We start from the raw sequence: 12,736 nt of genomic DNA on the forward strand, positions 1-12,736 counted from the left end.
AGTGCGCACAAAATGTCACCTGAAAACGGCCCTGATAAATCCGAAAATCATATTGATAATGGCCAAAAACGTCGCCGCCCTGGCCGCCCAGCGGGTACCAGTAAGAGCACCGATAAACGTGAGCATTTGATTGATATTGCGCTGAAGCTATTTTCAAATCAGGGGATTGCACAAACCCCTCTGAGCGCCATTGCCTCTGCTGCTGGTGTGACACCTGCCATGCTGCATTACTATTTCAAGACCCGCGAACAATTACTGGATGTATTAATTGATGAGCGTTATATGCCAGCGCGGGCATCAATGGGTGGCGCTTTTGAGCAACACCCAAACGACCCGGTGGGTGCGCTGACCGCATTGACACAGAAATTCATTGATGTCTCTTTGCTGTACCCATGGTTTGCGCCGCTTTGGATAAGAGAAGTACTGAGTGAAACCGGGTTACTGAAGCAACGAATTGATGCCCGTTTTGGCTCCAAAGAAAAACAGTCGGCGGTGAACTGGATTCACAAATGGCAGGATGAAGGACTCTTAAATCCCGATCTTGACCCGGAGTTTTTGTTCATCTCTTTGTTCGGTTTAACGCTAATGCCTGTTGCTCGCCTGCAACAGGAAATTCGTAAAGGTGACACCAACCTGAGTGCTGAAAGGCTTTCACTTCATATTGCCGCACTGCTGAAATCTGGGGTGGGTAATCAGCACGTAGACTAAAAATCAATTATTTCCATCACCATTCATCACCCAAATCAATGATTAGGCTTTTTCTTAGTTTACCCCTATTAAAAATGATGGATTATGCTCACGCCAGATTATGGCGTTTCGCTTCGGCGGCTTCTTCTCTATTTTGGGTTAAACAGCAATGAAAAAAATAATGTTGATGTTAGTTATGGCCGCAGCACTGGCTGGTTGTAGCTCTCCGGCACAGCGTATGGCGGAATGCCAGTCGCAGGGAATCAGCAAAGATACCTGCTATCTCGCCGAGCAGAATCGTCAGAATTCCATCAATAGCGTTGCGATGAAACAGGCAATGGAAAATGCCCACGACGCAGTAAAATAAGTCTGATAATCATCGCTAACACAGGCTCGAAAGAGCCTGTTCTTCATCTGATCCCCGCCAGACACAAAAACGTATAACCAATTGAATTTAGTTGACTTTATAACCATTTATTTATGTGAAATGTAAAGTTTAAAAAATGAATGTCTTAGCGGTTTGTTGGCGCTTGTATTTAGCCTGATAGGGGGAGTACATTAGCGCCGGCGAATCAATGAATCGCCATCAAAATGCAATATGAAACGGCTATATCGAGTGAAGTAAATCCCAAAATACCCGAACTGCGGTTTCATCTTTCTATACTGAATTTTTAGCAAGATTGCGCGGAAACACGCGCGGAGCAATGTAACGTGAAATATTTCATGATGGGCTTATCGTTCATTTTGTTAGTGTGGGTTGGTACGTTTGTGATGATGGTTGAATAACCGGAATATCAAACAATGAGAGACAGGAGCCATAAGGCTCCTGTTTTCGTTTTTATTCGGCTAAATCTGAAGAAGATTTCTGTGTGGTTGGTAATAGGCCGTCCGTACGGAACATCGCTTTAATGCCTCGTACTGCCTGACGAATGCGGTCGCGATTTTCAATGAGAGCAAAGCGAACATGCGTGTCGCCGTAATCACCAAACCCAACGCCTGGCGAAACGCATACTTTCGCATCCTGAAGCAGCTTTTTAGCAAACTCCAGTGACCCCATCTGCGCGTACTGCTCAGGGATTTTCGCCCATACATACATTGACGCTTTTGGGCACTCAACCATCCAGCCCGCTTCATGCAACCCCTTAACTAAGACGTCGCGGCGGCGTTTGTACTGCTCGGCGATATCACGTACACACTGCTGGTCCCCTTCGAGTGCCGCAATTGCCGCAACCTGTAGCGGAGTGAATGTGCCGTAGTCATGGTAGCTTTTGATCCTGGCAAGCGCGTTGACTAACTCTTTATTGCCCACCATAAAACCAATGCGCCATCCCGCCATATTGTAGCTTTTCGACAGGGTGAAGAATTCAACGGCCACATCTCGCGCACCTGGGACTTCCATTATTGACGGGGCTTTCCAGCCGTCATAGACGATATCGGCGTAGGCTAAATCATGCACCACTAGTACGTCGTAGCGTTTTGCTAAAGCGACAACCTTTTCGAAAAACTCGAGTTCAACACATTGTGCTGTTGGGTTCGACGGGAAGCCGAGGATCATCATTTTCGGTTTTGGATAGCTTTCGCGAATAGCCCGCTCCAGCTCGGCAAAGAAGTCGACGCCTTCCACCAGCGGCACCGAGCGAACTTGCGCACCGGCGATGACCGCACCGTAAATATGAATCGGGTAACTTGGGTTTGGTACCAACACCATATCGCCATGATCGAGCGTTGCCAGCATCAGGTGCGCCAGTCCTTCTTTCGAGCCAATAGTGACAATCGCTTCGCTTTCAGGGTCAATTTCGACGTCATAGCGGTCTTTGTACCAGCGCGAAATCGCGCGGCGCAAGCGTGGTATGCCTCGGGAAGTCGAGTAACCATGGGTATCTTCACGCTGTGCAACGGTACAAAGTTTCTCGACGATGTGCGGCGGTGTTGGGCCATCAGGGTTGCCCATACTGAAATCGATAATATCTTCACCGCGACGACGTGCCGCCATTTTCAGCTCAGCGGTGATGTTAAATACATACGGAGGGAGACGATCGATACGCGAAAAACGACGTTTTGGACTGGAGTCAGCCATAAATTCCTCAGATTAACGTTAGCGCCCGGACCGTCCGAGCGACGCTGCCACATGATGTGGCTTGCTTAGAAAATAGCCTGAATAAAAATCATCTGTCGAGAGGAAAAGCGAAATATTTTTACGACGCACAAAAGAGAATGCTTCACTTGAAGCTAATCCCTATTTTATTTGATGACCATCGATTACATTAACCATGTCGCAACATTCATATAACCTCTTTCCAAAAGACGTGGAGTTTCGCCATGACCCTACACATTGATGACTTACCGCATGCAATCCGTGAGATAAAACAAAAGCTTCGCCATGAATTGCCTGACTACAAAGCTGTATTTGCACAACTCGAAGGCGATATGCAGCGCCAGATTGACGCTATCCGTGATGAGATGGCCCGTGGTGAAAACCCGGTGCCGCAAATTAATGCCGACGATATCGTCAACAATCGTGTCAGTGAGCAACAAAAAGCCCTGATTCGCCAGCGCGGTTGCTGCACTGTAAAAGGTGTATTCCCACAATCCCAGGCTCAAGCCTGGAATGAAGAAGTGGGAAATTACCTGGAGCGGAATAACTTTGTCGAAAAACTAAAGAATGCTGCAGAAGATAACTACTTTGGCAATCTTGCCGCCAGTAAGCCGCAAATTTACGGTATTTACTGGTCTAAACCACAAGTTGAAGCTCGACAGCATGCTCGTATGAAAGCGGTACAGGTTTTCCTGAATAATTTATGGGAAACCGAAAGCAACGGTAAGCAGCATTTCGACCCGGATCGCGTGGTGAGTTACGCCGATCGAACCCGTCGCCGCCCGCCGCGCTCTAACTCTTTGGGTCTATCTCCACATGTCGACGGCGGCTCAGTTGAGCGCTGGCTGGATGAGAATTTCCGCCATGTTTACCGCCATGTGTTTGCAGGTGACTGGCAAAATTACAATCCATTTGCTGCGGAAGGCCGAACCGAAGTACGTGAATTTCCATCCCCAGCAGTGTGCTCCATGTTCCGTACTTTCCAGGGTTGGACGGCACTTAGCCCGCAACGCAAACACGGTGGCACGCTGACTTTGCTGCCCGTAGCGAACGCGATGGCCTATATCTTACTGCGCGCTTTGCAAGACGATGTGCCTGAAGAATCTCTGTGCGAAGCGAAGCCGGGACGCGCTCTTTCTATTAACGAGCAGTGGCATCCCCTTTTATTAACAGGGATTTCCTCAATTCCGGATATGGAAGCAGGCGATACCGTGTTCTGGCACTGCGATGTGATCCATGCCGTTGAAAATGAACACCTTGGAGAATTCGACAGTAACGTGATGTATATAGCTGCGGCTCCGTGGTGCGAGAAAAACGCCGCATACCTCGAGCGCCAGTGGTCAGCATTTATTGAAGGAAAATCACCGCCAGATTTCGCGGCCGATGATTTTGAGATCGATTTTGACGGGCGTGCGACTCCGGCAGATTTGAGTGCGGCTGGACGCGAGCAATTAGGCGGCAAGTAACCACTTCACCCTAACCCTCTCCTCAGGGAGAGGGGATTAACCCACGTTTCTGGTAACCACTCAGTAATTTCCTTATCATTGCCCTTCCATTCTTAGTCACGCGAGTTAACCGTGCACGAAACTTTTGACATGCTGATGGCGGTATTTGACCGCGCGGCGCTGATGCTGATTTGCCTGTTCTTTTTAATTCGCATCCGTCTGTTCCGCGAGCTGCTGCATAAAAACGCCCATACGCCCAAAGAGTTACTAGCGGTCACCGCTATTTTCTCAATGTTTGCCTTGTTCAGCACCTGGTCTGGTGTACACGTCGAAGGCTCGCTGGTGAACGTGCGTATTATCGCGGTAATGGCGGGCGGGATTTTATTTGGCCCTTGGGTGGGCATCATTACCGGGATTATCGCCGGGCTACATCGCTATTTGATTGATGTGGATGGGATTACTGCCGTCCCCTGCCTAATTACCAGTATTGTTGCCGGGATTATCTCCGGGTTAATCAACCGCAAAGTCCCGAAAGAGCAGCACTGGCGGGTCGGTATTTTCGGTGCCATGTTATGTGAAACCATGACCATGATTCTGGTGGTGCTTTGGGCGCCGTCGGTGGATTTGGGAATCGATATCGTCTCGAAAATCGGTATTCCTATGATCCTCGGTACCGTTTCAATCGGCCTGATTGTAGTGCTGGTGCAAAGCGTTGAGAGCGAAAAAGAAGCGAGTGCCGCTCGCCAGGCCAAGTTGGCGCTGGATATCGCCAACAAAACGCTACCTTTATTTCGTAACGTCAACAGCGAATCGCTGCGCCAGGTTTGCAATATTATTCGTGACGATATTAATGCCGATGCCGTAGCTATTACCGATGTCGACAAAGTGTTGGCTTACGTCGGCTTTGGCGAAGACAATTATAAGCAAAACGACGACGGTATCAGCCCAAGAACGCAGCTCGCGATTCGAGAAGGGAAAATCATTATTCGTAATGATGATGAGGCTTATCGCACACCGGAAATTCACTCGCTAATAATTATTCCGTTATGGGAAAAAGGTGTCGTCACCGGCACGCTTAAAATCTATTACCGCCACGCGCACCAGATCACTTCCACATTACAAGAAATGGCGGTCGGGCTTTCGCAGATTATCTCCACTCAACTGGAAGTTTCTCGCGCCGAGCAGTTACGTGAAATGGCAAATAAAGCTGAGTTACGCGCTCTGCAAAGCAAAATTAACCCTCATTTTCTGTTCAACGCACTAAATGCGATTTCATCCTCTATTCGTATGAATCCAGATACCGCCCGCCAGCTTATCTATAACCTGTCGCGCTATCTGCGTTACAACATTGAATTAAAAGATGATGAGCAGATCGACATTAAAAAAGAGCTGTATCAAATTAAGGATTACATCGCCATTGAGCAGGCGCGTTTTGGCGATAAGCTAACGGTTATTTATAACATTGATGAAGAGGTTAACTGCCTGATTCCAAGCCTGCTGATTCAGCCACTGGTTGAGAACGCGATAGTTCATGGCGTTCAGCAATGTAAAGGCAAAGGTGTTGTCACCATCAGTGTGGAAGAGAGCGGGAATCGGGTGCGCATTGCGGTACGTGACACCGGGCATGGTATCGATCCGCAAGTTATTGAACGTGTAGAGGCCAACGAGATGCCAGGCAATAAAATTGGTCTGTTAAATGTGCACCATCGCGTAAAATTACTGTATGGCGAGGGGTTGGTTATCCGCCGTCTTGAGCCGGGTACGGAAATCGCGTTTTACATTCCTCACGCCGCTACTGTCGTTCCGCCGTTATTGTCGCAGCAAGGAGGAAATGCATGAAAGTCCTCATCGTAGAAGATGAAGTGCTGGCGCAGCAGGAGCTTAACTGGCTGATAAAAGAACATAGTCAGATGGAAGTGGTTGGTACATTTGACGATGGTATGGATGTACTGAAATACCTGCAACATCATGAAGTTGACGCTATTTTTTTAGATATCAACATCCCTTCTTTAGATGGCGTGTTATTGGCGCAAAACATCAGTAAATTTGCCCACAAGCCATTTATTGTGTTTATCACTGCCTGGAAAGAACATGCGGTAGAAGCGTTTGAACTGGAAGCGTTCGACTACATTCTGAAGCCTTACCAGGAATCGCGCATTATCGGCATGCTGCAAAAACTGGAAGCGGCTTACCAGCAACAAAATGCCCCCGCAACATCCGGCACTACTAGCCGTGAAGCGCTGACCATTAACCTGGTAAAAGATGAACGAATTATCGTTACCGATATCAACGATATTTATTACGCCGAAGCGCACGAGAAAATGACGTTTGTTTATACGCGACGTGAAGCCTATGTGATGTCGATGAATATCACCGAGTTTTGCCACAGGTTGCCCGAAAGCCACTTCTTCCGCTGCCATCGTTCATATTGCGTAAACCTGAGTAAAATCCGCGAGATAGAGCCCTGGTTTAACAATACTTATATTTTGCGCCTGCGGGATCTGGATTTTCAGGTGCCAGTGAGTCGCAGCAAGGTAAAAGAGTTTCGTGCGTTGATGCGCTTGTAAGACGGGCGCAAGAATTTGCGCCCGAAGAGATTAAAGCACTTGTCCCAGCGTTTGACGCAGATGTGCGCCAGCGCCCAGCAGCCCCGGCTGATCGTGAACAATCAGATACACGGGGATGCTTTGCACGTACTCTTTAAAACGCCCTTTGTCTTCAAAACCACCACGGAAACCGGATGCTTTAAAGAATTCCAGGAAACGCGGCACAATCCCACCTGCTATGTAAACACCGCCAAACGTTCCCAGCGTCAGAGCCAGGTTGCCACCAAAACGCCCCATGATCACACAGAACAAAGACAGCGCACGACGACAGTCGGTGCAGCTATCTTCTAGCGCTCGTTCAGTAATATCTTTCGGTTTATAACCCTGCGGCTCGCGACCATCTGATTTAACAATAGCGCGGTACAGATTCACCAAACCTGGTCCTGACAGCACACGTTCAGCAGAAACGTGGCCGATTTCGGTGCGCAGTTCCTCGAGGATAATCCCCTCTTCTTCACTGTTTGGCGCAAAATCTACATGACCGCCCTCACCCGGTAGGCTAATCCAGCGTTTATCAACGTGAACGAGATGAGCCACACCAAGCCCGGTACCTGCACCATATACCGCAACAGGTTTGCCTTCGATTGGCTCACCGCCACCAAACTTAATCAGGTGCTCATCTTTGATCATCGGAATAGCCATCGAAACAGCAGTGAAGTCGTTAATGATTTCCAGATGTTCAAAGCCAAGATTCTTTTTCATCTCAGCGGTAGAGAATGCCCAGGTATGGTTGGTCATCGCCACCCAGTCGCCGGTAATCGGACAAGCAATTGCGATACAACCGTCAGTCACACTAACACTGTGCTCTTTGAGATAATGCACCACAACCGCTTCAAGGCTTGGAAAATCGAGGCCCGAATAGGTTTTCGCCTGAGTGATGTCGCCATTTTCTACGTTGCACAGTGCCAGACGTGCATTGGTACCGCCTACATCTCCTACCAAAGCATATTTTGTCATTCTTCCACTGCTCCGCTAAAGTCAAAATAAGTCCTGGCCACACTGTAAAATTAGCTAGCCTAAACAACAACGACCAGATGAGAAGTGCCTTGGGATTATAGATCTTCGTCACAGATTAGCTTGAGCGTTTCAGCCCTTATTGCTGAAAGGCATGATGTGTTATCTGGCAGACTGTATGCCGTGACGATTTTGCGTTAAAAAAATTTTAGTTAAGGAAAAATCATGCTCCATCCGCGAGCCAGAACCATGCTGGTTCTTTCCATTCCGGCACTGGTCATTGGGATCTGTTCCAGCCTGGTATTAATTGTGGTGATGAAAGTTGCCGCTGTTTTACAAAAATATTTATGGGTGTCACTGCCCGCCCGATTCGATCTCGACATGAATTCCCCGATGTGGATTTTATTGATGCTGACCTTCACCGGGATTGCAGTTGGGTTGGTGGTTCGCTATATGCCTGGCCATGCAGGCCCTGATCCTGCCACCGAACCGTTGATTGGTGCGCCAGTCAACGTAATGGCGTTGCCGGGTTTGATTATTGCGCTAGTGCTAGGGCTTGCTGGTGGTGTAAGCCTCGGGCCTGAACATCCTATTATGGCGGTAAATATCGCGCTGGCTGTGGCTATTGGCGCACGCTTGTTGCCAAAAGTTGGGGCGCTCGACTGGACGATTCTTGCCGCAGCCGGAACCATTGGCGCATTGTTCGGCACGCCGGTGGCAGCTGCGTTGGTATTTTCCCAGACCCTCAACGGCAGCAATGATGTCCCCTTGTGGGACCGACTTTTTGCACCACTTATGGCAGCAGCAGCCGGAGCAATGACCACAGACTTGTTCTTCCACCCTGATTTCTCTTTGCCTTCTTTGCAATATACCGAACTGCGCCTGGTTGATATTTTCAGTGGCGCCGTAGTGGCAGCTATCGCTATTGCATTGGGCATGGTTGCCGTCTGGTGCCTTCCACGTATGCATCGTTTAATGCACCAGTTAAAACATCCCGTGTTAATTCTTGGTGTTGGTGGCTTCCTGTTAGGCGTGTTAGGGCTGATTGGAGGTGAAGTCACGCTATTTAAGGGGTTGGATGAAATGCGCCAGCTCACCGCTGGGCAGCATTACTCTGTTGCAACATTGCTGATGTTTGCGGTGGTAAAACTGGCGGCATTGGTGATTGCTTCTGCATGTGGATTCCGTGGTGGACGCATATTCCCAGTGGTTTTCGTTGCGGTCGCACTTGGGATGATGCTCCACCAGCATGTTGAAGCAGTTCCGGCTGCCATTACGCTATCTTGCGCCATCCTTGGCCTGGTGTTAGTCGTTACGCGTGATGGTTGGCTCAGCCTGTTTATGGCAATGGCCGTGGTGCCCGACATCAAACTACTCCCATTGCTGTGCATCGTGATGCTGCCAGCCTGGCTGATGCTTGCAGGTAAACCGGTAATGATGGCGGAGAAGCCTAAGGTTTAATCCTTAGCGGCATTGCGCTTAGCAAGCGCTGCCGTAACCGCCTGCAATAGTTCGGGAATATCTTGTTTCGGTAGAACGACTTCCACAAGCGTAAGTCGTTCTGCCAGTGCCGCTTTCTGCATTACTTCTTCAAGCTGCACTTGCTCAGTCACTCGCCAGCATTGCGCAGGGTTGTGAAGATTCATCGCCTGCGGAATTTGCGTCCAGTTCCAGGACGCGATGTCGTTATAGCGCTGCTCGGCGCCATGAATGGCCCGCTCAACGGTGTAACCGTCATTGTTGAGCAAGAAGATCACCGGGCGTTGCCCATCGCGCATCATTGAGCCAATCTCCTGAATCGTAAGCTGCGCCGACCCATCCCCCACCAGCAATACCACGCGACGATTGGGGCAAGCGGTTTGCGCCCCAAAAGCGGCCGGGAGGGTAAAACCTATCGACCCCCACAACGGCTGGCTGATAAAAGTCACCCCGGCGGGTAGGGTCAGTGTCGCCGCGCCAAAAGCGGCGGTTCCCTGGTCTGCCAGAACTATATCTCCCGGGCGTAGGAATTTTTGAATGGATTGCCAGAACGCATGCTGGTCTAGTTTTCCGCTAGTCGCTTCGGGCAGTGCTGGCGGCTTTTGCTCTGACACGGGCCAGCCGGAAACCTGGTGTTTGCACAACTGATGCAAGACCGACACGGCTTGCGCCATTGCAATACCGCTGAACCAGCGTTCGCCGATTCGGGTGGCATTTGGTTGAATGTCGATAGTCTGCTGAAGAGTAAGATGCTGCGTGAACCCGGCAGTAAGCGTATCGGTAAACTTAACGCCCACGCAGATAACCAGTTCGGCCATTTCAATCGCCTGTATCACCGTTGCGTCGCTGGCAGCGGCGCTGTAAGTGCCTACAAACCCCTGCTGACCTTCATCAAATAACCCTTTGCCCATTAGCAACGTTGCATGAGGCATCGGAGTGTCATCCATCCACTGTTGCAACGCTTTTTGCTGTCCAAAACGTAACGCCAGAAAATCCGCCAATAAGGCCACAGTGCGGCTTTCAGCCAGGCGTTCTTGTACACAGGCACGAAATTCCGCCAGTAAGGCGGGATCGGTTGACTGTTGCGAAGTAAGTAACGATTTTGTTGGGCGAGTAGCTGGGGCCTGAGAGACGTCGCCAGGTAATAACAAATAACCGGGACGGCGTTGGGTCAAAGCTTGTTGCAAAACGCGGTCGATTTCATAACAGGCATTTTCTACAGTGAGGGAAGCCTGGGCTACTGTTACTTCCTGTGCCATGCGCGCAAAGTGCCGGAAATCACCGTCGCCTAATGTGTGGTGCATAAACTCGCCGCGCTGTTGTGCCCCAAGGCATGGCGCGCCGACTACATGGATAACCGGTAAATATTCAGCGTAACTCCCAGCGATGCCATTAATGGCACTGAGCTCTCCAACCCCAAAGGTAGTGAGCACCGCAGCCGCTCCATTACAGCGAGCATAACCATCAGCAGCATATGCAGCATTCAGCTCGTTGGCACACCCCACCCAGGCAAGGGTCGGGTTATTAATCACATTGTCCAGAAACTGCAAGTTGTAGTCACCGGGAACACCAAACAGATGGGTAATTCCAGCCTCGGTGAATCGGTCCAGAAGATAGTCTGCGACAGTGTAAGACATAACTGATTCCTTCTCAGAGGGCTTACTGTGAGTATTGGGCATATGTGATCGCTGTCGAGGATCAATGAGAATAAGGGTGTGGAAAGAGGGATTTACACGTAACTGCGGTGTAGTCTGAAGCCCGTAATGTTGTGAAAACGTATACACTAAGTTGGGCATTATTCACTTACCGGGAAACTAATATGGTCTATCAGGCAAATCCTGCGCGTTATGAATCAATGGAATATCGTCGTTGTGGGCGCAGCGGACTCAAACTACCCGCCATTTCTCTGGGTTTATGGCACAATTTTGGCGACAGCACGTTACTGGACAACAGCCGTCAGTTGTTGCACCGCGCATTTGATTCCGGGATTACCCATCTGGATCTGGCCAATAACTATGGGCCACCTCCGGGCTCTGCCGAAGAAAACTTTGGCCGTATCCTGCGTGAAGATTTCCTTCCATATCGTGATGAGCTGATTATTTCGTCCAAAGCGGGTTACACCATGTGGGATGGGCCGTATGGTGATTGGGGATCGCGTAAGTATTTAATTTCAAGCCTTGATCAAAGCCTGAAGCGTATGGGATTGGAGTATGTTGACATCTTCTATCACCATCGCCCGGATCCAGAAACACCCCTTGAAGAAACTATGCGCGCACTGGATACCGTGGTGCGTCAAGGTAAAGCACTGTACGTTGGCGTCTCAAATTACCCAGCCGAACTCGCCGCTCAAGCCATTGATATTTTGAATGACCTTGGTACTCCATGCCTTATCCACCAGCCACGTTACTCGATGTTTGAGCGTTGGGTTGAAGGCGGTTTACTGGACGTTCTGCAAGAAAAAGGCGTGGGTAGCATTGCCTTTTCACCACTGGCTGGCGGCCAACTGACCGATCGCTATCTTGATGGGATTCCTGCTGATTCCCGTGCCGCAAGCGGCAGCAAGTTCCTTAATGCTGACCAGCTCACAGAGGAAAAACTGCAAAAAGTTCGTAAATTGAATGCCATAGCGCAACGTCGCGGGCAGAAACTTTCCCAAATGGCATTGGCATGGGTGCTGCGTGGTGACAAAGTCACATCAGTGCTGATTGGCGCCAGTAAAACCAGCCAGATTGATGATGCAGTCGGCATGTTAGCCAATCGTCACTTTACGGCGGCAGAACTGGCAGAAATTGAAGCTATTTTAGTGTAACCGCTATCACCAACTGGTTTAATTACGAACTAAATTAGCAAAAAGTGCTCTCCTCTGCGAATTAGGAGTTGTGGCGATGAAACACTTAGTTACCACAACTTACTATACCGCTAACAAGCCGCTCTGGCGGTTACCGTGTAAGGGGAGAGAGTATGTTCAGGTCACTGATTCTTGCGATAGCATTATTGGCATCTGCACCAATGATGGCGAATGCGGGCGAAATCACCCTGCTGCCGTCAGTTAAGCTTCAAATTGGCGATCAGGATTATCGCGGTAATTACTGGGATGGCGGCGGCTGGCGCGACCGTGATTACTGGCATCGTAATTATGAATGGCGTGACCGCGGCTGGCACCGCCATGATAACGGCTACCATCGTGGCTGGTATAAAGACCGTGGCCGTAGCAGCTTTGAGAAAGGTTATCGCGCGGGCTGGAACGATCGTGACGATCATCGTGGCCGAGGCCGTGGTGATCACGGACGTGGGCACGGCGGTGGTCATCGCCATTGAGGCTAATGATTTAAAAATGGGAGCTAAGGCTAATGCCGATCGTTTAAGGATCAGTTGACCGATCCGGTGGCTCGTGTAAAAAGGGTTCATGCACAACATGGACCCTTTTTAAATGGAACTTTCACAAGCTCTCGGTATTATCAATCTCACTG

The 12,736-nt window shown here is 49.7% G+C and carries 12 protein-coding genes; 9 read left to right on the forward strand and 3 right to left on the reverse strand.

What is annotated here, in order from left to right:
- Positions 1-12 precede the first annotated feature (12 nt).
- The 3 genes from LVQ76_RS17610 (at position 13) to ypdK (ending at position 1,473) form a co-directional block, all read left to right on the forward strand.
- Positions 13-708 carry a TetR/AcrR family transcriptional regulator gene (locus LVQ76_RS17610; RefSeq protein ID WP_232865922.1) on the forward strand — a complete coding sequence of 232 codons (696 nt, stop codon included), beginning with the start codon at positions 13-15 and terminating at the stop codon, positions 706-708.
- A gap of 160 nt (positions 709-868) precedes the next feature.
- Complete coding sequence (locus LVQ76_RS17615) at positions 869-1,054, forward strand: hypothetical protein (RefSeq protein WP_232922163.1); 186 nt, start codon at positions 869-871, stop codon at positions 1,052-1,054.
- A gap of 344 nt (positions 1,055-1,398) precedes the next feature.
- On the forward strand, positions 1,399-1,473 hold the full coding sequence (ypdK, locus tag LVQ76_RS22400; protein ID WP_115631778.1) for a membrane protein YpdK: 75 nt from the start codon (positions 1,399-1,401) through the stop codon (positions 1,471-1,473).
- 52 nt (positions 1,474-1,525) lie between these two features.
- Here ypdK and alaC read toward each other — a convergent pair whose 3' ends face one another.
- The gene (alaC, locus tag LVQ76_RS17620; protein ID WP_232865920.1) at positions 1,526-2,764 is read right to left on the reverse strand and encodes an alanine transaminase; all 1,239 of its coding nucleotides are present in this window, start codon (positions 2,762-2,764) and stop codon (positions 1,526-1,528) included.
- Positions 2,765-3,006: 242 nt separating this feature from the next.
- Between alaC and LVQ76_RS17625 the strand changes: the two genes are divergently transcribed.
- The 3 genes from LVQ76_RS17625 to LVQ76_RS17635 all read left to right on the forward strand — a co-directional run bounded on the left by LVQ76_RS17625 (position 3,007) and on the right by LVQ76_RS17635 (position 6,794).
- Entirely contained in the window at positions 3,007-4,248 is a 1,242-nt protein-coding gene (locus LVQ76_RS17625) for a DUF1479 domain-containing protein (protein WP_232904975.1), read from the forward strand.
- A gap of 111 nt (positions 4,249-4,359) precedes the next feature.
- Complete coding sequence (locus LVQ76_RS17630; protein ID WP_151995183.1) at positions 4,360-6,066, forward strand: sensor histidine kinase; 1,707 nt, start codon at positions 4,360-4,362, stop codon at positions 6,064-6,066.
- On the forward strand, positions 6,063-6,794 hold the full coding sequence (locus LVQ76_RS17635) for a LytR/AlgR family response regulator transcription factor (protein ID WP_232865918.1): 732 nt from the start codon (positions 6,063-6,065) through the stop codon (positions 6,792-6,794). The genes LVQ76_RS17630 and LVQ76_RS17635 overlap by 4 nt, the downstream gene beginning before the upstream one ends.
- Before the next feature lie 30 nt (positions 6,795-6,824).
- Here the strand turns inward: LVQ76_RS17635 and glk are convergent, their stop codons facing one another.
- On the reverse strand, positions 6,825-7,790 hold the full coding sequence (glk, locus tag LVQ76_RS17640; RefSeq protein WP_232865917.1) for a glucokinase: 966 nt from the start codon (positions 7,788-7,790) through the stop codon (positions 6,825-6,827).
- A gap of 222 nt (positions 7,791-8,012) precedes the next feature.
- On the opposite strand from glk, the gene LVQ76_RS17645 reads away from it, so the two are divergent.
- Positions 8,013-9,248 carry an ion channel protein gene (locus LVQ76_RS17645; RefSeq protein WP_232865916.1) on the forward strand — a complete coding sequence of 412 codons (1,236 nt, stop codon included), beginning with the start codon at positions 8,013-8,015 and terminating at the stop codon, positions 9,246-9,248.
- Here the strand turns inward: LVQ76_RS17645 and LVQ76_RS17650 are convergent.
- Positions 9,245-10,903: an alpha-keto acid decarboxylase family protein gene (locus LVQ76_RS17650; RefSeq protein ID WP_232922164.1), complete on the reverse strand. Its 1,659-nt coding sequence runs from the start codon at positions 10,901-10,903 to the stop codon at positions 9,245-9,247. The two genes, LVQ76_RS17645 and LVQ76_RS17650, sit on opposite strands and share 4 nt — an antisense overlap.
- Before the next feature lie 182 nt (positions 10,904-11,085).
- Here LVQ76_RS17650 and mgrA point away from each other — a divergent pair, with 182 nt between their 5' ends.
- Both mgrA and LVQ76_RS17660 read left to right on the forward strand, forming a co-directional pair.
- The gene (gene mgrA / locus LVQ76_RS17655; RefSeq protein WP_232922165.1) at positions 11,086-12,075 is read left to right on the forward strand and encodes an L-glyceraldehyde 3-phosphate reductase; all 990 of its coding nucleotides are present in this window, start codon (positions 11,086-11,088) and stop codon (positions 12,073-12,075) included.
- A gap of 152 nt (positions 12,076-12,227) precedes the next feature.
- Positions 12,228-12,584 (forward strand): DUF2502 domain-containing protein, encoded by a 357-nt coding sequence (locus LVQ76_RS17660; protein ID WP_232922166.1) that lies wholly within the window; start codon positions 12,228-12,230, stop codon positions 12,582-12,584.
- Positions 12,585-12,736: the final 152 nt, after the last annotated feature.

This window comes from Buttiauxella cochleicola, assembly GCF_021283185.1.
In the GTDB taxonomy this organism is placed as follows: Bacteria; Pseudomonadota; Gammaproteobacteria; order Enterobacterales; family Enterobacteriaceae; genus Buttiauxella; species Buttiauxella massiliensis.

What these genes read in the sequence shown, in the direction of transcription:
- alaC (WP_232865920.1), bottom strand. Translation starts at nt 2,764, where the DNA reads ATGGCTGACTCCAGTCCAAAACGTCGTTTTTCGCGTATCGATCGTCTC.
- LVQ76_RS17610 (WP_232865922.1), top strand. Translation starts at nt 13, where the DNA reads ATGTCACCTGAAAACGGCCCTGATAAATCCGAAAATCATATTGATAAT.
- LVQ76_RS17615 (WP_232922163.1), top strand. Translation starts at nt 869, where the DNA reads ATGTTGATGTTAGTTATGGCCGCAGCACTGGCTGGTTGTAGCTCTCCG.
- LVQ76_RS17645 (WP_232865916.1), top strand. Translation starts at nt 8,013, where the DNA reads ATGCTCCATCCGCGAGCCAGAACCATGCTGGTTCTTTCCATTCCGGCA.
- mgrA (WP_232922165.1), top strand. Translation starts at nt 11,086, where the DNA reads ATGGTCTATCAGGCAAATCCTGCGCGTTATGAATCAATGGAATATCGT.
- glk (WP_232865917.1), bottom strand. Translation starts at nt 7,790, where the DNA reads ATGACAAAATATGCTTTGGTAGGAGATGTAGGCGGTACCAATGCACGT.
- LVQ76_RS17625 (WP_232904975.1), top strand. Translation starts at nt 3,007, where the DNA reads ATGACCCTACACATTGATGACTTACCGCATGCAATCCGTGAGATAAAA.
- LVQ76_RS17650 (WP_232922164.1), bottom strand. Translation starts at nt 10,903, where the DNA reads ATGTCTTACACTGTCGCAGACTATCTTCTGGACCGATTCACCGAGGCT.
- LVQ76_RS17660 (WP_232922166.1), top strand. Translation starts at nt 12,228, where the DNA reads ATGTTCAGGTCACTGATTCTTGCGATAGCATTATTGGCATCTGCACCA.
- LVQ76_RS17635 (WP_232865918.1), top strand. Translation starts at nt 6,063, where the DNA reads ATGAAAGTCCTCATCGTAGAAGATGAAGTGCTGGCGCAGCAGGAGCTT.